The 19167-nt window shown below is 42.1% G+C and carries 17 protein-coding genes; 1 reads left to right on the forward strand and 16 read right to left on the reverse strand.

Going from position 1 to position 19167, the window contains the following annotated elements; genetic code table 11:
* Positions 1-441: 441 nt before the first annotated feature.
* The 9 genes from NST74_RS23930 to NST74_RS23970 all read right to left on the reverse strand — a co-directional run bounded on the left by NST74_RS23930 (position 442) and on the right by NST74_RS23970 (position 8487).
* A complete protein-coding gene (locus NST74_RS23930) occupies positions 442-936 on the reverse strand; it encodes a YhcH/YjgK/YiaL family protein (protein WP_341114769.1) in 495 nt (164 codons plus the stop codon).
* Between the two features lie 200 nt (positions 937-1136).
* A complete protein-coding gene (locus NST74_RS23935) occupies positions 1137-1991 on the reverse strand; it encodes a MurR/RpiR family transcriptional regulator (protein WP_042130742.1) in 855 nt (284 codons plus the stop codon).
* Between the two features lie 23 nt (positions 1992-2014).
* Entirely contained in the window at positions 2015-2887 is an 873-nt protein-coding gene (locus NST74_RS23940; protein WP_341114770.1) for an ROK family protein, read from the reverse strand.
* A gap of 23 nt (positions 2888-2910) precedes the next feature.
* On the reverse strand, positions 2911-3600 hold the full coding sequence (locus tag NST74_RS23945; RefSeq protein WP_042130746.1) for an N-acetylmannosamine-6-phosphate 2-epimerase: 690 nt from the start codon (positions 3598-3600) through the stop codon (positions 2911-2913).
* 24 nt (positions 3601-3624) lie between these two features.
* Positions 3625-4467, reverse strand: coding sequence for a carbohydrate ABC transporter permease (locus NST74_RS23950; protein ID WP_081390001.1), 843 nt, complete (start codon positions 4465-4467; stop codon positions 3625-3627).
* Between the two features lie 13 nt (positions 4468-4480).
* Positions 4481-5293, reverse strand: a complete 813-nt coding sequence (locus NST74_RS23955; RefSeq protein WP_341114772.1) for a carbohydrate ABC transporter permease — start codon at positions 5291-5293, stop codon at positions 4481-4483.
* A gap of 148 nt (positions 5294-5441) precedes the next feature.
* Positions 5442-6848, reverse strand: coding sequence for an ABC transporter substrate-binding protein (locus NST74_RS23960; RefSeq protein WP_341114773.1), 1407 nt, complete (start codon positions 6846-6848; stop codon positions 5442-5444).
* A gap of 81 nt (positions 6849-6929) precedes the next feature.
* A complete protein-coding gene (locus NST74_RS23965) occupies positions 6930-7571 on the reverse strand; it encodes an SGNH/GDSL hydrolase family protein (RefSeq protein WP_341114774.1) in 642 nt (213 codons plus the stop codon).
* A gap of 4 nt (positions 7572-7575) precedes the next feature.
* The gene (locus NST74_RS23970; RefSeq protein WP_042130751.1) at positions 7576-8487 is read right to left on the reverse strand and encodes a dihydrodipicolinate synthase family protein; all 912 of its coding nucleotides are present in this window, start codon (positions 8485-8487) and stop codon (positions 7576-7578) included.
* A 530-nt stretch (positions 8488-9017) separates the two neighbouring features.
* On the opposite strand from NST74_RS23970, the gene NST74_RS23975 reads away from it, so the two are divergent.
* Positions 9018-9203, forward strand: coding sequence for a hypothetical protein (locus tag NST74_RS23975; RefSeq protein ID WP_341114776.1), 186 nt, complete (start codon positions 9018-9020; stop codon positions 9201-9203).
* Positions 9204-9421: 218 nt separating this feature from the next.
* On the opposite strand, the gene NST74_RS23980 is transcribed toward NST74_RS23975, so the two are convergent.
* From NST74_RS23980 to NST74_RS24010, 7 genes are all read right to left on the reverse strand, one after another.
* Positions 9422-10705 (reverse strand): Gfo/Idh/MocA family protein, encoded by a 1284-nt coding sequence (locus tag NST74_RS23980; protein WP_341114778.1) that lies wholly within the window; start codon positions 10703-10705, stop codon positions 9422-9424.
* Positions 10706-10797: 92 nt separating this feature from the next.
* Positions 10798-12480 (reverse strand): response regulator, encoded by a 1683-nt coding sequence (locus NST74_RS23985; RefSeq protein ID WP_341114779.1) that lies wholly within the window; start codon positions 12478-12480, stop codon positions 10798-10800.
* A 13-nt stretch (positions 12481-12493) separates the two neighbouring features.
* Positions 12494-14227, reverse strand: coding sequence for a sensor histidine kinase (locus NST74_RS23990; protein WP_341114781.1), 1734 nt, complete (start codon positions 14225-14227; stop codon positions 12494-12496).
* Positions 14228-14272: 45 nt separating this feature from the next.
* Entirely contained in the window at positions 14273-15157 is an 885-nt protein-coding gene (locus NST74_RS23995; protein WP_341114783.1) for a carbohydrate ABC transporter permease, read from the reverse strand.
* A gap of 34 nt (positions 15158-15191) precedes the next feature.
* Positions 15192-16097, reverse strand: a complete 906-nt coding sequence (locus tag NST74_RS24000) for an ABC transporter permease (RefSeq protein ID WP_197069713.1) — start codon at positions 16095-16097, stop codon at positions 15192-15194.
* Between the two features lie 89 nt (positions 16098-16186).
* Positions 16187-17851 carry an extracellular solute-binding protein gene (locus NST74_RS24005; protein ID WP_341114785.1) on the reverse strand — a complete coding sequence of 555 codons (1665 nt, stop codon included), beginning with the start codon at positions 17849-17851 and terminating at the stop codon, positions 16187-16189.
* Between the two features lie 302 nt (positions 17852-18153).
* A complete protein-coding gene (locus tag NST74_RS24010; RefSeq protein ID WP_341115965.1) occupies positions 18154-19083 on the reverse strand; it encodes a phosphotransferase in 930 nt (309 codons plus the stop codon).
* Between the last annotated feature and the right edge of the window lie 84 nt (positions 19084-19167).

Consider the following 19167-nt stretch of genomic DNA (forward strand, 5'->3'; position numbering starts at 1 on the left):
TTTTTCATATAACATTATAATGTTTAAAATAGCATGAATAGTACAGGAAGTAAATATAACGTTATAATGTTTATGAATAAAAATAGACGGGACTGTCACAAAATTAGAGCAGCCTACTTATGTGACGGATTCTTTATTGAAGTAATTAGGGAAAATCTACCCGATTATAGCCGATGATTGCTTTAAATGAATAGAATTAGGGAATTCCTCCCTAAAAATCGGGGTAATATCTATATTCACCAACGAATCAGTTAAATTAGAGGGAGATTTTCCCTAATTATTAGTCATATAAGCAAAAATCGCAGAATTTCAGGGAGATTTTCCCTAATTATCTATCAGTTTGGCCATCTCTTGCCCACAATCTACTGAGGCAAGCTGCAAATGACCGAAAACGCAGAACAGCGATCCTCCAATAAAAAGGAGAATCGCTGCTTTCTCAATCTATGAATTTAATAATCCTACATGAATCTTTATAACAGCCTTCTTAATCTTCATACCCGATTGACCCATCCCAGGTCTGTGTACATCATGCGGGAAAAAGACAGCGAACATACCCGGCTTCAAAGTTAACAAAATTTCTTCAGTTGAGGGAGGATAAAGCGCATAATCTGCTTCGGCATCGTAGGGCTTAGTAGCCTCGATCCCCTCTTGCAGGGGGGACCAACCGATCGTTTCTTCACCTTCGATCAGATAATGCACATCAATGTAAGCCTCATGCTTTTCAGCAACCTGTTCCTCCAGCGACTTCGCCTCTAGCGCCATAATCGAAACATAGATCTCGTTCCCGCGGATCTCGATTCGCCCGAGATCAGGTTCGTGTTGTAAGATGACTTTCAATTCCTCAATAGCCTCTACAATGACTGAATTCTCATATCTGCTATGCTCTTCCCAAGATGATAATGAACCTAAGATCATAATGTCTCCTTCTCCCCACATCTCAATTATCTTACAGAGGTTGTTCAAAAAGTCCGCTTTTGATCACGAAGTAGCCCAAGAAGCTTACTCGACATCGAAAATTGAATTCAGACGATACTTCCGGTGCTCACGTAGCTTCCACTTCCACTACGCTACGTTCCTCAGTTTCTACCTTCATCCAATCTTCTCGGTGCTGAAAGCCATACTTTTTGAACTCGCACTTATAGGAGCTTTTCACTAACTGCCGCAGCAGTTGTTTCTTTATTGATAATGGACTGCTCGCTAGTTTTTTTGAAATATTCCACATATAAAATATCCAGCAGATAGAGCTGTGAGATCTTAGCAGATAATGAACCGCCCTGCAGAGGGCCCTCATTAGCACCACATAGTAAGGTTAGATCCGAATACGATGTTAAAGGTGACTTTTCAAATCTCGTAATGGACACCACTTTAGCGCCTCGTTCCTTCGCCTTTCTTGCGACCTCAATACTATCCTTCGTTGAGCCGGAATAAGAAATGATTACAGCGACGTCTCGCTCAGACATTAGCGCTGCTGACATCATCTGAAGATGTGAGTCCATTAAACATTCTGTTTTGTTTGTAATGCGCATAAATTTAATTTTGGCTTCCATTGCCGTGATTAGAGAAGAGCCAACGCCGAAGAATAATACACGTTCCGCGTTAATCATATAATCAATGGCTTCATTGATCTTCTTTATATCAATTAAATTATAGGTCTCGTTCAGTGCACTTACATTTGTGGTCAGCACTTTGGAAGCCACTGCTTCAGTCGTGTCGTCCATTAGAATTTGATCCGTAAGCTGCGGGATCTCATTCTCCACAGTGATACTATGAGCTAGTGCAATCTTGAACTCTTGGTACCCTTTATAACTTAAAGATTTGCAAAATCGAAAGATACTTGATTCCCCTACATCGCACGCATCTGCAAGATCAGTAATGGACATATAGACAACACTTCTCGTGTTCTCCAGGACGTAGTCCGCTACCTTCTTCTCCGTATTCGTCAAATTATTGTACTTGGAATGAATAGAAGTAAAAATACTGATTGTTCGCAAATAAGCCCCTCCTTTACAATGGTTTAATATGCGAATAAAGAGGAAGCTCCTAGCAAGCCTGCCTTATTCCCAAGTGAGGCCTTAACAATTCTTACACCTGCAAAACTCTCCATAATTAAAGACTTTGTCCGTTCTTCTACCCTTTGAACTAAATCTTCTTGCTCCATAACACCGCCCCCAATGATTATAGCGGATGGATTAAAAATATGAATAATAGAGGCTAAGCCCGTAGACACCTCAGTTATCCAAGAATCCAAGATCTGTTTCAGAGCTTCGTCCCCGTTGTGTATTTTATCAAAAAGAACCTTCCCGTCTACACATTCGGGATCTGCTAGCTGAGCCATCTTTACTAAAGCGGTGGTTGAAGCATACTTTTCATAAAAAGGCAGTCCCTCCACCGCATCTGACAATGGATGTGTAAGGATATGGCCAAATTCGGCCGCCACTCCATCTGCTCCTTTATAGATTTGGCGGTTCATTACAATTGCACCGCCGATGCCCGTGCCAAACGTCAAGCATAAGAAATTGTTAAAGTTCTGGGCAGCACCATAATGAGCTTCACCTAATGCTGCTGAATTCACATCGTTCTCTACCATAACAGGTTTATGAAAATGATTTGTTACAATTTCCTTAATCTTCATCCCTGTATATCTAGGTATATTTTCGTTAGCATAGACAATAAATCCTTCTTCAGCATTGACTTGACCAGCCGTGCTTATAGCGATGGCATCAAAATCATCATATTCTGCAATTTTCACAAGCAATCTTGCGACTACATGCGGACCGCCCAAATCACTTTCTGTTGCATACTCTTTAAAATGATCAACATTCCCATGCTCATCGCAAATACACATTTTGGTATTGGTACCGCCAATATCTACGGCTACAATTCTCATTCCCATCTACCCTCTCTGGCATTCTACTGAATAGCGCTCACAAACCTTTTTGTAATCTCCATCGGTCTTGTAATCGCTGAGCCAACTACCGCTGAATAGACCCCTAAATCAAACATCGTCTTCAGTTCTTCGGGCGTGGAAACGCCACCTTCAGCTATCACAGGCACAGAGAAGTTGCTTACGATTTGTTTGACTAGCTCGAAGTCTGGGAGTGAACGGTCTTTAGTGTATGCTGTATATCCGCTTAAGGTCGTTCCCACTAGATCAAATCCCAGCTCGACAGCTTTAGCCGCTTCTTCAAATGTAGAGCAGTCTGCCATAAACAGCTGATCCTTGTAGGTCTCTCTTATGTTAGGAAATAGTTCTGAAATGGTAGATCCATCTGGTCTAATTCGGTCCGTCGCATCCATAGCAATGATATCTACGCCTTCGCGGTAAAGCTCATCTACTTCCTTCAGGGTTGGTGTTATAAATACTTCTGAACCTTCATATACCCTCTTGATAATCCCGATGATGGGTAGATTCACTGTTTTCTTGATTTCTTGAATATCAGCTACGCTATTAGCCCGGATGCCGGAGGCACCGCCCAAGTATGCTGCATATGCCATTCTCCCCATAATAAACGGACTATGCAGCGGTTCTTCGGGTAAGGCTTGACTAGAGACGACTAGTTTATGTTTTATCTTTTTAAGTACATTATTTTCAGTATTCATCAGTAACCCACTCCACTTTTTTATTTATTCTTTAACTGCTCCTGCTGTAATCCCATTGGTGAAGAACCGTTGGAATAACATGAACACTAGCAACATCGGAATTGCAGCAATGGTGGCTCCGGCCATTTTATATGCGAAATTAGGATTCAAATCCTGCATTAAGGTCGCAGTACCAACCATTAATGTTTTCATTTTGTTCTCTTGGCCTATAACCAGCTGCCACAAGTAATCATTCCAGACTTGCACGAAATTCAGAATAAATAAGGCTCCAATACCAGGTTTAATAATTGGCACCATGATGCGAGTAAAGATTCTCCATTCATTTGCACCATCTATTCTCCCAGCTTCTCTTAAAGCGTTAGGCGTTAAATCGAAGAATCCTTTTAACAGGAACACTCCAAATGCACCCGCGACGTTCGGCCAAATCATACCGTTATAGGAATTCACCATTCCAAATTGCTGTGTAATCCGGAATAAAGGCACAATCATAATTTCTTTTGGGATCATCAAGCTCGATATGAAGATAATGAAGATGATATCTTTACCTTTAAAATTGATCTTTGAGAAAGCATAAGCAGCCATAGCGCCTACAATAATAACGATAATCGTAGATACACCTGAGACATAAATACTATTAAACGTCCATCTCAAAGCCGGTTGGTTCTGAAACACATCTACATAGTTGGAAAAAGTAATCGATTTAGGCCACCAGTCTGGAGGCATCTTCACAACATCTGAACTGTTCTTAAGCGAGCTTGTGAATAACCAATACAATGGAAAAAGATTAAGGAGCGCGAAGAGGACAATGATCACATTCGATATCACATCAAACTTCTCTCTCTTCTTCTTGTTTCTAATTTTCGACATGTTGTATTCCCCCTCACTTCACCTTAATCATGCTTCGCAGCTGAGGCACAGATAATAATAATGTAATCACGAACATGATAACGCCTACCGCAGAAGCTACACCGAGTTGATTGTACTTAAATGCATTATTGTAAAGGTAGTACATCAAGGTTACCGATGAGTTATTCGGTCCACCGCCGGTTAATAGCTGGATGACTACAAATATTTTTAGAACAGCAATAATATTGATAATCGTAATATAGGTCGTTGTAGGTCCTACAGAAGGAATGAGGATCTTCGAAATCACTTGCCATCTGCTTGCACCGTCGATTTCTGCTGCTTCAAAAAGCTCTTTAGATACACCAATCATCGAAGCTATATACAGAATAATGGCTTGGCCTACGTTCGTTGCGAAGGTTACAAAGATAACCACTGGCAAAACCGTCTTTGGATTTCCTAGAAGATTGATCGTCCCAAAACCCATATCTTTATAGATAAAAGAAATAAGTCCGTTAGCAGGATTCAGCAGGAAGCTCCACACCATACTCATAACAACCATGGATACCATGACCGGAATATAATAGCTTCCTCTTATAAAGGAGACGTACTTAGCGTTCTTATCAAATACAGCCGAGGCAACGAATAGTGCAAAGCCCACGGTAAGTAGAACGATAAATACTACGAATATAATCGTATTAAAGGTAGCTTTAAAGAATACCGGATCATTAAACAATGTGGTGTAGTTAGCCAGACCCACAAACTTCTCACTATCATAATTAATTTGGTATAAACTCAGGCGCATCCCTTCTAAGATCGGATAGACAAGAAAGGCTAAGAATACTAGCATCTGAGGTAAAATAAACAGATAACCTGTAATATTCTCTTTTAGGTAATTACTACGTAGTTTCATATCGTTTACCTTTCTAATTAACAGCCCTTGGAGCCTCTTCAGACTCTAAAGGCTGTTAATCGTTTATTGTTTACCTGTTCTTAGATTATTGGAAAATGACAGAGCTAGCTTTATTCGTATCAATCACTTTATTACCATTGGTCTGATAATCTTGTACAAACTGTTCTGGTGTCTTTGCTCCCATGTAAAGCGCCTGCAGATCAGGGTACAAAACTTCTCTTAATTGGCTATATCCTGGAACGTTACCCGTGAAGTTGAACAAATATTTTGAATTGGCATCATAAGCAGCAAAGAGTGGATTCTCCGACTTCAGTTCTTCGGCCACCGAGCTTCTCACAGGGATACCATTCTTAGAGGATTTAACTAATTCAGGATCACTTGAAAAGAACTTCACGAAATCTTTAGCGACTTCAGTCTTCTTCGCATCTTTGGACTTAAATACACTAGCACCCACTACATAAGTAAAGGATAGAGGATCTCCGCTTTCAGACGGAATATTAGCAAGACGCATATCAAACTTAGGAGAGGTGCCGGATTCCATATTTGCTTTTGAGCCATTGAACAAGATTGGATTGGTGAAACTGATCGCTAGCTGCTGATTCTGGAACATGGCATTGGCGTCATTGGAGGATACAGATTCTGCACCTGGATTTGTATATCCACCGTCATATAGTTTTTTCAACCATGTAGCAGCTTTTACACCATTCGCATCATTCAGAATAATGTTTCCTTGATCGTCAAAGAACTTATTGCCGAACATTCTTAAGTATGCAAGGTTCCAAGTATCTCCTTGGTTATTCACAGCGTACAGTGCCATTGGATAAGCATTAGAATATTTATCCTTCGGAAGATCATTTTTCAGACCGTCCAAGATTTGTTGATATTCATCCAAGTTCCAAGTCTTAATTTCGGACTCTCCACCGATGAATTTTTCTAAACCAGCCGCTTTAAACATGTCTGCGTTATAGACCAAAGTACCTGGATTATGTTGGAATGGATAGAAGTACACATCTTTTCCGAACGTTACTGCATCCCAGTAATTTTGTGCGATATCACTTTTTGCATTATCATCGATGATGTCTGTCAAAGGCTCCAACGCCCCACGGTGAACATAATCGCCCATAGGGAATACGCTTTCAAAGAAGACATTCGGCGGCGTACCTCCGCTCAAGTTAACATTGAGGAGTTGGTCGCGCTGATCCCCGGCAATGACTTCGACTTGAATGTCAGCATCATATTTGTCATATTGCGCTTTGAACTTCTCAGCAGCGGCTTTAAGGAAACTATCATAGTCAGCACCGCTTTCGGTTGCATCCACAACACCCTTCCACTGAGGGGTCAGCCATACTTTAATTGCCACTTTTTCCTTGCCTGATGTAGAAGTATTATCGGATTTATTAGAGCTTGCTGCATTGTTACCAGAACAACCTGAAATTAGTGAAATAATTACCATTAATGCAACCATTGTCGAGAGTAAACGTTTCTTCTTCATTAATAATCCTCCCTAAAAGTTTTGTTAGTATTATTTTTTCTGAATCGCTTCGTGTTTTGTAAGCCAGTCCAGAAACAAACCCTAATCTAAAATCCGTTTGACATGATTTTGCACCAGATCAGCCATGTTTCGATGTCCTTGTAGATCAAGATGCATGTAGTCAATTTCATTCATCGATACATATTCTCTAGAATCCATAAAGTGGATATCTGTGCCCTTAAGCAACGCTGCAAGATGCTGCGATAGCTCCATAGATTTCTCGCTACAATTACTTCCCATCGGCTTACCAATGGGAGTATGGATATACTCTGCCCCAATAGGGGGAGGAGCGATCACAAGCACTTCTGGAGCTTTTCCCGCGTGTCCTGCCCCGCTCCCTTTAGCTTTAAGAGCAAGTCTAACAATACCTTGAGCGATGTTATATGAAGTGAGTGCAAATCTTTCTTTCGTATCATTCGTTCCAAGCATGATCACAACCAAGTCGAGCGGTGCATGTGACATGAGGCATGGATAGAGATAAGAAATTCCGGCTAACCCTTCAAATAACGGATCCTCACTGACACTCGTTCTACCGGGAAGCCCTTCTTCTATGACACGATAAGAGTCGCCCAGTTCTGTATCCAGAAGCCCTGTCCAACGGATTTCATCCTTAAACCTTTGGTCAGTCTCTGCGTCGTAGCCCCAAGTATTGGAATCGCCAAAGCATACGATCGTTCTCTTCATTGCATTAACCACAATATTTTTCGATCGCTTGATCAATCAATTTCATAATGTCTGCGATTGGACCAGCATCTTCAGCGGCTATCCCTTCAAGCGGTGCTCTTACACTACCAATGTTTACGCCTCTTAATCTCAGAACCTCTTTAATTTCCGCATACATAGAACCCTTGAGGGAACAAAGCGCGATGATGATATCGTTGATATCACTTTGAAGTTGTCCTGCTTCCTCAAACTTGCCGGCAAGAACAAATTTATTAGCTTGCAAGAACAGCTCCGGCATAACAGCATAAGTGCCACCAATACCTGCATCAGCTCCCATAATTCTTCCCGCAACATATTGTTCATCCGGTCCATTAAATACCACTACATCTTTTCCACCCACTCTTTTGAAGCGTTCAATATCCATAGGTGGCATAGAAGAATTCTTAACACCGATAACCTTTTTATTAGCAAGCAGTTTCTCGAATAAAGCTGGGGTTAGTGTATATCCCGTAGTCTGAGGGATGTTGTAAATGATGAACGGTAGAGGAGTTGCCTCCATAATATCGCTCCAATATTTAGTTACTGCGCTATCTGGTAATTTAAAATATATAGGGGGGATTGCGGATAGTGCATCATATCCTAAGCTCGCCGCATGTTTTGCTAATTCGATACTATCTCTTGTAGAAGGCGCACCTACATGAGCGATCAGCGTCATTTTACCTTTCAAGTTGTTAGCTACGTAGCTAAGTACCGCTTTGCGTTCGTCCAGACTCTGGTAGATACATTCTCCAGAACTGCCTCCCACATAAACACCTTGAACACCTTTTTCAAATAAATAATCACATAAGGCATGCGTACGGGATTCAGAAATATTCCCTTGATCGTCATAGCAAGCATAGAAGGCAGGTATAATTCCGTGGAACTTGGTTAGTGTCATTGTTTATTAATCCCCCTTAAGATGTGAGCGGTTTCTGTTCTACATATTCAAGATATCACTTAAATTTAATTCTGTAAATTATTTTCTCTATTTTTTATAAAATAAAATTTATTTCCACCAGAAAACGTTTATTAATAGAAAAACATTTTCTTTTAAGTGAACTTTCTCAAAATTAAGATCTTATTCCCTATATATAAATAGATTATCGTACTATATATGCGGCCCTAGTTATTATCAGAGTATCACTATCTACCGATTAAAAGTCAGTTCTCCCATTTGGTACTTATTGGATATTAAGTATAGCTTTTATGGATAATGTTCTATTTATTTGATCCCGCCAAAAATGTCCTTATCCGGGAGACACTTCTCTTTCAACGGCATACAAAACCTAATTAACACACAATGTTCACTAATAAAACTGTGTTTTTACGGTGGACATATCTTTAAAAAACTAATATCTATGTTATAATGAAAGCGTAATCAAAACAATATAAAATATATTGTTTCTTCGCCAAAGGAGGCTGGAGGAAATGCTAGCAAGTCTTAAGGAACTTAAAAATTGGGTAACTGAAAATTGGAATCCAACGATGAATTCAGGTAATGAGGATTATCAAAAGATGGAATATTCTGTGCAACGTCATTTGCACACTCCAAGATCCCCAAAACCACTTACCTATGAAGAAGAAGCTCGTATCAAGACAGTTAAATTCCATTAATCTCACTACATTTAGATACAGATTGACCCTATAATAGAATCTTGTCCTAAGGCCGCCAGATCCGGAAGTCATTCCAGTAGAGCGGTCTTTTATTATGTCTTGAGATTATGTAACGAAAAACCTTTTCCATATTGACTCAATTACTTGAATCATTTCCATACCAAAAAACCTCCCTCTCCATGACAGCATCCCATCACTTCGAAAGAGGCTTCCTAGTATCATTTTATCTTATACGACATTTCTCCTTTCTTCTGCAAGTCCGAAAGCTTGACCGCCTGACCTGCGTTCAATCTCGAATGTTCCGACGCGAATGCGATCAAATGGCTCTGCAGGGATGCCGTCGCCGAGGTCAAGCCTTGCGATGGATTGCTGTCAAATTGACGTACAATCCACAGGAATGAGCTCACCATACGGTCATCGCCGCCTCCATGACCATCGCCTTTCACATTGCAGCCAATATCAACCTTCTCACCCGATACATAGCGGTACAGCGTGAAGGATCCTTTGTCCATATCCCCGATGATCTCGCCTTGTGTTCCCATAATTTGAACCCGACGCGTGCCGCTCTGTGTCAGCCCTGACATGATGAACGATGCATTCGCTCCGTTCTCGAATTCCATGTTGACTACCTGGTGATCCACGACATTATTATCGCAGCGATACACGCAGCGCCCCCACGGTCCTTCCTTCAGCGCCTTCAAGATCCCCTCTTGCGACAAATCATTCGTCATATAGCGTGCCCAAGGGTGTTCCGGAGGCTGAATATATATTTTCATCGCCGAGAAGGGGCATTCCTTCTCAACCTCACAGCCGTCGATACAGCGATCCGCGGAGCCTTCCGGAGCGTTCTCCGCCCTGAAATGCAATAATGATCCGTACGAGCTCACGCTTGTACACGGTTGATTCATAAGCCATGAGATGAGATCCAGATCATGGCATGATTTGGCCAGGATCATGGGACTCGTCTCCTCCGAATTGCGCCAATTCCCGCGGACATAACTGTGTGTCATATGCAGGTAGCCCACATTTTCGGTTAATTGAATCGTACCTATCGTTCCGAGTTCACCGTCTTCAATGCATTTTTTGATCCCAGACCAGAACGGGGAATATCGCAGGACATGGGTTACGACGAGCAGTCGCTTATACCGAAGCGAAGCTTGCTCCAATTCGATGCATTCTTCCATGGAAGGAGACATCGGCTTCTCTAGCATGACATGATAGCCTAGCTCCATCGCTTTCATCGCTGGGATATAATGCATCCGATCGAGCGTAGCAATTATCATCACGTCCGCAATTTGACCCTGATCGAATACTTTCTCCCAAGAATTGTAGACATGCTCTGGGGCAATTCTATGAATCTCTGCAAATCGATTTCTACGTTCATCATCCGGCTCAGCTACGGCAACAATCTTTAATTCATTCGGAAACTTCTCCGCATAGGGTCCATAAATATATCTCCCTCGACTGCCAGCGCCAAGTAATACAGCTGTTAATGTTCTCAAGACTACTCCTCCTCTAGCGCACCAAGTGTACTTCCATTGTAAGGCGGTAGGAACGGAGGCAAAAGAGATCGTTACTGACATTTCATATACATTTATTGACCTTGATTCTGTATATGGGTCCTTGTCATACGGAAATCTTGCGGCGTTGTTTCGTTCTGCTTCTTGAAGAAGCGAATAAATGCAAGCGCTGAGTTGTACCCCAGGGCAGCAGCAATTTCATTCACTTTCATCGATGTGTTGAGCAGCATATTTTTTGCGATCAGGTTACGATAGTCGTTCACATATTTAGATAACCCTATTCCAGTGATTTGCTTATAAAGCCGGGACAAATACGATGGATTCAAGCTCACGTAATCAGCCAGCGCATTTAAGGAAATATCAGTGGAAATATGTTCTTCAATATATCGATGTACCTTATTCACGACCTCTGTCGGCAATTGCGTACCCCGCAGCGCATTCCATTCGAAGAAGCACTCCGCCATTTGCGAGAAGTATTGAATCAGCTCCGACCATGATGCGGAATCTCCATAGCGATATAACTTATCCAGATCCATCAGCGTATTAATGTAATCCCGAATTTCCCGATTCTTATGGATATAGAACAGAAAAATAGCAGAGAACGAATGATACAGTTCGATCTTACGCTCATTCGGCGACTCCTTATCATTCCAAATGGATGTTAGTTCAGCATACAGCTTGTTGAATTGCTCCCGATGATTATTCTCGAGACAAGACATCAGCAATTGAACACGGGCGTGATAGAAGGCATCGTGGTAGTTCCCTCTCAGATCACCGTTCACTTCTCTTTGAATGTCTTTATCGGTCAATATGACCTCATTAAATAATCCATGTCCTTGTACCAGGCCGTATTTGATCGAGTGAAACCGATCAGATATGTTATCCCATGTCGTTGCTTCACTTCCAAGAAGGAAAGAAACCGATAAACTCAGAAATCTCTTGCAATTTCCCTGCACAGTCTCCAGAATACCGCTCGTATACCGATGAGCTCTGATCCAATCCTGATCCCCATATTCGATAGACGATCCATCCGGGATTTTCGGTTGAATCATCCAGACGATTTTGGATAACTCGAATACAACGGAATAACATCTGACCTGCGTGGACAAATACTCATCGCAAATGTTCTGTACGGCGTAAGTCAACAATGCTTTATCCGGCGTCGTGAACATTTCTTTCCATGCGTCTACCCTGCCTATGAGCAAGTAAACCGGCAATGTCGCATCAAGCCGGATATCAATTTCTTTGAACGCCTGCTTTAATTGGCTATCCGATACATGCTTGCCTTGAAAGAGCTCCCACACATACTCTTTTTGCAGGGAGGGCAATGCCAGTCTCATTTTGGATTGCGCTCTAGCGATCATCTGTTCTTGGTTATTTTCTTCTTCAATTTTCTCAATCGCCCGTTCTACGGACTGAATAATTTTCTCATCACTTTCGACCTTCAGAATATAATCGAACCCACCGTACGTGATAGCGCTCTTTGCATAATGAAAATCATTGTATCCTGTTAAGAAAATAACTTTGCAGGCCGGCCACTGGGATTTGATTTCCCGAAGCAGTTCAATCCCTTCCAGTCCAGGCATCTTAATGTCGGAAATCACGATATCAATACGATGATGAGACAGTACCTCCAGTGCTTCTTCACCTGAATATGCCTTCATAACCTCGAGTTGCAAATGATCGGTCTCATTGAATAGCTCCAGAAGACCATCGACAATAATGGGAAGATCATCGACGATTAGCAGTCGGTACATGCTGATTCCTCCTCTAGTTCGTGCTCAGATTGATTCTTACTTGAAGTCCACCAAGAGCAGAACGTGACACGGTAATGCCATATTCCTCACCGTACCGCAGTTGTATTCTGCGATGCACATTTATGATTCCGGTTGTTTCCTCCATCCGAATCGCGGATTGACGCAGTCGCTTCTGAAGCTGTTCGATCTCCGCATCGGAGATGCTTCGGCCATTATCTTCGACATAGATGGAGAATACATCGCCCACCCGCTCACAATGAACCCATAGCTCACCCTGCTGAATCATATTGCCCAAGGCATGCTTATAAGCATTTTCGATGATCGGCTGCAGAATCAGCCTCGGCACGAAGAGATCGGGAACATCACCTTCGAACTTGACTTGAATACGGTCTCCGTAACATATGGTTTGCATGTCTACATACGTGCGAGAATGATTGACCTCCAGCCCCAGCGGAATATCATCCTCGTCATCGCGAGTAATAAACTGAAAATATTGTCCGATGTACAGGCAGAATTGATAAGCCTTTTCCTTCTGATTCTCAGATTTAATTAACCGGCACAATACAAAAAAACAATTATATAAAAAATGAGGATTAATTTGCGATTGTAATCGTTTCAGCTCGGAACGCTGGTTCCTGATTTGCTGCTCGTAATTTTCCTCGATAAGTGTTTTCAAGGATCGGATCGTATTATTAAAAGCTTGGTACAAATACCCGAACTCATCAGCTCCACGATCGATCACGATCGGTTCCAGCCTATTCTGCTGAACGCGCCGAAAGGAATGCACAAGTTTCATTAATGGCCGATAGATAAATCGTAATAGAAAGTAGGAGAAGAAAACGACAATACCCACAGCTAGCGCGCAAGCCCACCAGAACAATGTTCGATAGATCTCAAGAGAACCCAAAATCGTCTCTTCGGGAATGCACATCATCGAATAGGAATTCCAGAGACTGGAGTATTTATATACCGTAAGAAACCGCTTACTATTATACATAATTGTTTCGTATCCTTCGTTTTTTTGCAATTCCCGCTTATCTGCAGCGAAGGATTTCATTTGTTCCAGCAGTTCCGGATCCATGTTACTCTCGATCTCCCAACCACGTTCCAGATTGAGCAATACGCTCTGTCCACCACGCGAGCTGCCAATTTGAGATAACGTTTCTCTGATTTTGGTAGTCGATAATTCAACCGCTACGATATAAATCGGATTTTTAACGGTATTAATGGGATATTGCATGGAAATAAATAATCGATCGTTCCAGTAAATGAAAGGTTCTTCGTATAATCTCTTGTTTTGCTGCATAGAAGCATATTCCTGCTTATTCATCGAGGTTTCAAATTTATTGCTAAGAATCGTTCGGTCGATAAGAGGGATATACGCCCTTGCTTCTTGAATAAATGGACTTGAGTTCTTCATCAATTCAAGCCGTCTTTGGATATCTAATATTTTTTGCGCACGATCGTAATAACTCATGTAATTGCCTGTAGTTGCTATTTCCATCAAGTCTTTGTCCATCACATAGTTCGGCAAATAACGGCTGATCCGGTCTGCTTCCTTGTCGAGTGAATCCAGATAGAAGCGAGTCGTATTTAGAATTGACTCGGAAATTTCACTCCGAATATTGTCCGAGCCCTTCTCATTAATCAACCAGGTAATCGCCATGAGCGGAAACAAGGCTGCCAGAAAGGCAGCCATTATTTTCTGGAATATAGAGGAATCTTTAATCAAGAATCGGATTTTCATCGTTTGTTCTCCTGCAATGCAATGTCTTAGTTTGAGTGCCCTATTTTATTCTTTGACACTCCCCATCACAATTCCTTTAATGAAGAACCGCTGCAAGAACGGATACACGATTAGAATCGGAAATGCTGCTACGAAAATTTGAGCGGCTCTGCTCGTACGATCGGACAATTTGAGCATTAATTCTGCCCTCTCAGGTTTAATAAAGCGGAAATCCATTTTGATAATGATCGTCTGCAGGAAGGTCTGCAGCGGATAATTCTCGGGATGATTCATGTAAATCATACCGTCAAACCAGCTATTCCAATGCCCCACCATGGTGAAAAGACCTGTCGTTGCCAATGCCGGCAACGATAGCGGCACATATATTTTCCATAAGGTAGTAAATTGACCCGCCCCATCGAGCAGCGAAGATTCCTCAAGTTCTTTGGGCAGACTGCGATAGAAATTCAGCAGCAGAATAACGTTGAACACCGTGACCGCTCCTGGCAGCACCAAAGCCCAGATTGTATCGAGCATCCCAAGGTTCTTCACGGTTAAATAGTTTGGAATAAGCCCGCCACTGAATAAAATCGTGAATACGAAGAACCATGAATAGAAGGTCCGCAGCCGAAATTGGCGAGAATCTTTGGATAATGGATAGGCCGTGATAATCGTCAGGAACATGCTGATTGTCGTTCCCATAAGGACCCGCTGAATCGATACCAAGAATGCACGTAAATATTCAGGTTTTCCAAATACGTTAGCATAAGCAGCCGTTGTGAATTCAACTGGCCACAGGATGACTTTTCCGGCGGATGCTGCCTGCCCGGAGCTGAACGAGAGCGCCAAAATATGAATAATAGGCATAAGGCATAACAAAGATACGGATGCCAGAAAAATGAAATTACCTATCAAAAACAATTTCCTTCCCAATGATCTGTTAGTACGCACGATGTATCTCCCTTCTGAATTACCGACGATTGCATTAGAAAATGCGGTAATTCGCTACACGATAGGCTAAGATATAGGACATAGATACGAATACGAAAGAGATGACTGATTTCAGTAGTCCTACGGCCGTAGCGAAACCGAACTGTGCTTGCTCAATCCCCATACGATATACGAAGGTATCGATAATATCCGCGCTCTCATAGACAGGAGGACTATATAGATTGAAGATTTGATCAAATCCGGCATTCAGTACATTCCCGATACTAAGTGTAAACATGAGAACGATAATAGGAAGCATCCCCGGCAGCGTCACATGTAACGTCTGCTTAAAGCGTCCTGCGCCGTCGATCTCCGCTGCCTCGTACAGTGACGGATTAATACCGGTAAGCGCAGCCAGATAGACAATCGTACCAAATCCGAACTCTTTCCATACATCCGATATAACCATGACATAAGGGAACCATTTATTGTCTCCCAGGAAAAAAACAGGGTCGATACCAAACAAGCCAAGCACTTGATTGAGAATACCGGAAGATGGAGACAATACATCGATTAGAATACCGCTTAACAAAACCCATGATAGAAAATGCGGCAAGTACACGAGCGTCTGGAAGGTCCGTTTGACCCATTCTTTCCGCAGCTCATTTAGCAGTATCGCTATAGTGACCGGAACGACCATGCCTGCTACAATTTTCATCACCGCAATGTATACTGTATTGAAGAATATCCGGCCGATATCGGGGTAATCCATCAGTAACTGAAAGTTTTTAAGACCAATAAATGGTGAGCCGAACAGCCCTTTATTCGGTACGTATTTCTGAAAGGCCATCGTAATGCCGGCCATCGGGATATAACTGAAGATGAGGACCAATACGATCCCAGGAACCAACATCAAGTGAAGCGGCCACTCCCTTTTCCACATACGCGTTAATACATTCATGCCATCCACCTCGCTATAGGACTAAAAATTAAGAACTAGGTTAAAGAAAAGAGAGGTCGTTTGTGTCCAACCCCTCGATTCTCCTGCTATCATTGTTTGTTAGTCGCGTACCATTCATTGACTTCTTTGGTCATTTCGTCGCCGCCAAGCTTTTTCCACTCTTCCACGAATTTATCGAATTCATCCACGGATACTTGATTCATCATAATCTTGAAGTATACTTCATCCCGCTTCTTCTTCAGGATTTCTTGTCGATCTGCCATGGTTGGAGTCGGTGCACCGTAGAATTTGTTCTGTAAGTACTGTTTATTGTTCTGAATTTCTGGAACAAGTGAATATGCGCCTTTTGGGCCTGAAATCAGATATTCCCACCACATGTTGATATCGGTACCGTCAACATACTTCATGGCACGCTCGTAACGAGTTTTTTGATCTTTCGTCTCCAAAATGCTCTCGTTTTTGTTCTCAATCGCTTTTGGCAATATTTCACCGTTATTATCCTTTTGTTTACCAACACGAAGCGGGCTTAGAAGCCAGTAGTTGTTGCCTTTCTCCTTCAGGTCTTTACCATACTCATACACTTTCTGTTCTGGCGTCGGATGATTATCCACGACAATCCAATGGTTCAGCAATTTAATAACGCCTTCCGGATGCTTCGCTTGCTTGGAGATAACATAATATTCGTCAACACCCAAACCTATCTGCGATAGTGCAGGTTCGCTATCCACCGATGGAATCGGGAATACGCCCCACTCTTGTACGACTTTACCATCCTTTACTGCGCCTTTAGCGAGCTGAGCCGGTACCCAAGACTGGCCGTATACGATACCTGCGTTGTTGTTATAGAGGAGCTCTGCTGCTTTCTCCACATCTTTAACGACGAACTCAGGATCAATTAATCCTTTCTTGAACATTTCCTGCAGCGCCTTAAGTGCGTCTTTCACTTGAGGCTGAATGTCACTGTTGACCAAATTTCCATTTCCGTCTTCCATCCAAAGATTTTCATAAGCATGGTAACTATTCAAGAATGCTATTAGTCCTGTAACAGCTGTGGACTGGTTGTTAAATGGATCTTTGCTAACTACAATTCCATACGGTTTCCCAGTGCCGCCTGGATCTTTTGTTTTGAACGCTTCGGCGATCGTCAAGAGATCTGCCATCGTCTTCGGTTCCGGCAGGTTCAATTTCTTCAGCCAGTCCGTGCGTACATAGAGGAACTGATACTGGTACGGATTATAAGAACTTGGAATCCCCATGAGTTTACCGTCGAAAGTGGCGGTCTTCAGTTGCATTCCGCCATCCATCGACAAGAATTTCTTCGTCTCATCCGTCGCATTCTTGTCATATACGTCCGTGATATCCATAATCATATCCGCTTCGGTCAGCTCTTTCAGCTGTGTAGCATTAACCTTCATGAAGTCCGGAAGATCATTGGAGGCGATGGACATCTTCACTTTTTCCTTGAATTGAACGTCATCGGCGGACACCCATTTATTCGTGAGCTTCACACCGATATCTTTCTCATACGCATCATAGACCGAGTTCTTCTCGAAGCTTTCGCCCTCATCGAATTTGAGATACTGATCGCTTGCCGAAACTGTTGAAACTTCAATCACTTCATTTTTTTGTTCCACAGGTGTCTCAGGCTGCTTCTCAGGCTGCTTCTCCCCTTCATTTGTGGTTTTGCCGCATGCCGTGATAGTTAAACTTAGGATCAATGCGACGATCAGAAGTATTCTACTTTTTTTCTTCATATTACCCCTCCACATTGTCTCAAAATAGGTCGTGCATCTACTTCATGCAGCTTCTCTTCCTAGTTCTAGTATAGGAAAGGGAGTGATCCCCATCTATATACTAGTCTTTACTTTCGTATACACCTCTTGACTACCGTCAGGCTTGCCCCTAGAACGCACAAGAGAGGGGGAGTCTCCCCTAGGTTAGGTTGACTCCCCCTTCGCTTCGTTGAAACGTTACCGTGTAACAACTCGAATATTCAGCTCCCACGATATTTGACAAGAGCTGATGCGCCGCTTCTTGCTTCATTTTCAATTCTTCATCATTTTTCGATAAACCTAAGCGCACGTTCAGATTGATATTCAGCTAGACCTTTTGCGAATTGTTGATCGGGAAATCCTCTATGCTGTAGCTTTAAACCCGCTGAAGTTAACGATATATGATGGTGAAATTGATAAAATAACAGCCTATCCGGATCAAGCTTATCGTTCTTAAGATACCGATAGAAATCTCCAAATCGCATCTCCAAAAAACTATGCTCGTGCTCAATATCAAAGAACGCTGCTCCTTCGATATCGATCAAAAAGGGTTCCAGCTTATCATTAACCAATACATGGTCAGGACCCATTTCCCCGTGAATAAATCCGTACTGCTGTCTGGGCTTAATTCTTGATTCTAACTCATGCAACTTGTCGAGCAGTTTACTTTGATTAGACCCGATCTTTTCTATATATTGAGAGGCATAAGCTAGCTGTACTTTCGCATTTTCCATTTGTAAGAAATGACATTGTTCTGAGATGATCTCGTTAGCATTCGCTTTCCCAAAGATACGCCTTTCGTTGGTATGCATAGTAGTAAGCATGTCCCCTAGCCGCTGAAACACTTTATCTTGAACACGTAAATCAGCATGATGAAAATAGTCTTCTGCCTTACGTCCATCTATATATTCAACGAGCGCATAATCAAATGGGTAACGATCTTTTTCCTTATTTAGATCATAAAGTGCAGGGGTCTGAATTCCATGTTGTATTAAGAACTTATTGTTTAATTCAAATAAGTCACTTCCATAGGATCGTTCATTTATATCTTCATTGGCTTTTTCTTCTTCAAAATAATTCATGGAAAGATCCCACACATACAAAACGCAGGAAAATCCATTACTGCACTCCATCTTGTAGACCACCTTTTGTGCGCCACCATGCATTCGCGAAACAGAAGTAACTAAATAACTGCTGCCAAAAACCCGTCCAATATAATCCTGCAAATCAGCCTGATCGAGATGACAAGTAACGTCCATTTACAACACTCCATTTATTAGGTTTTGCCGGCTTCACAA

It is taken from the genome of Paenibacillus sp. FSL F4-0125 (assembly GCF_038008565.1).
Classification (GTDB): Bacteria; Bacillota; Bacilli; order Paenibacillales; family Paenibacillaceae; genus Paenibacillus_AQ.

What these genes read in the sequence shown, in the direction of transcription:
- NST74_RS24000 (WP_197069713.1), bottom strand. Translation starts at nt 16,097, where the DNA reads ATGAATGTATTAACGCGTATGTGGAAAAGGGAGTGGCCGCTTCACTTG.
- NST74_RS23955 (WP_341114772.1), bottom strand. Translation starts at nt 5,293, where the DNA reads ATGCTAGTATTCTTAGCCTTTCTTGTCTATCCGATCTTAGAAGGGATG.
- NST74_RS23960 (WP_341114773.1), bottom strand. Translation starts at nt 6,848, where the DNA reads ATGAAGAAGAAACGTTTACTCTCGACAATGGTTGCATTAATGGTAATT.
- NST74_RS23990 (WP_341114781.1), bottom strand. Translation starts at nt 14,227, where the DNA reads ATGAAAATCCGATTCTTGATTAAAGATTCCTCTATATTCCAGAAAATA.
- NST74_RS23985 (WP_341114779.1), bottom strand. Translation starts at nt 12,480, where the DNA reads ATGTACCGACTGCTAATCGTCGATGATCTTCCCATTATTGTCGATGGT.
- NST74_RS24005 (WP_341114785.1), bottom strand. Translation starts at nt 17,851, where the DNA reads ATGAAGAAAAAAAGTAGAATACTTCTGATCGTCGCATTGATCCTAAGT.
- NST74_RS23930 (WP_341114769.1), bottom strand. Translation starts at nt 936, where the DNA reads ATGTGGGGAGAAGGAGACATTATGATCTTAGGTTCATTATCATCTTGG.
- NST74_RS23965 (WP_341114774.1), bottom strand. Translation starts at nt 7,571, where the DNA reads ATGAAGAGAACGATCGTATGCTTTGGCGATTCCAATACTTGGGGCTAC.
- NST74_RS23950 (WP_081390001.1), bottom strand. Translation starts at nt 4,467, where the DNA reads ATGTCGAAAATTAGAAACAAGAAGAAGAGAGAGAAGTTTGATGTGATA.
- NST74_RS23975 (WP_341114776.1), top strand. Translation starts at nt 9,018, where the DNA reads ATGCTAGCAAGTCTTAAGGAACTTAAAAATTGGGTAACTGAAAATTGG.
- NST74_RS23970 (WP_042130751.1), bottom strand. Translation starts at nt 8,487, where the DNA reads ATGACACTAACCAAGTTCCACGGAATTATACCTGCCTTCTATGCTTGC.
- NST74_RS23940 (WP_341114770.1), bottom strand. Translation starts at nt 2,887, where the DNA reads ATGAGAATTGTAGCCGTAGATATTGGCGGTACCAATACCAAAATGTGT.
- NST74_RS23945 (WP_042130746.1), bottom strand. Translation starts at nt 3,600, where the DNA reads ATGAATACTGAAAATAATGTACTTAAAAAGATAAAACATAAACTAGTC.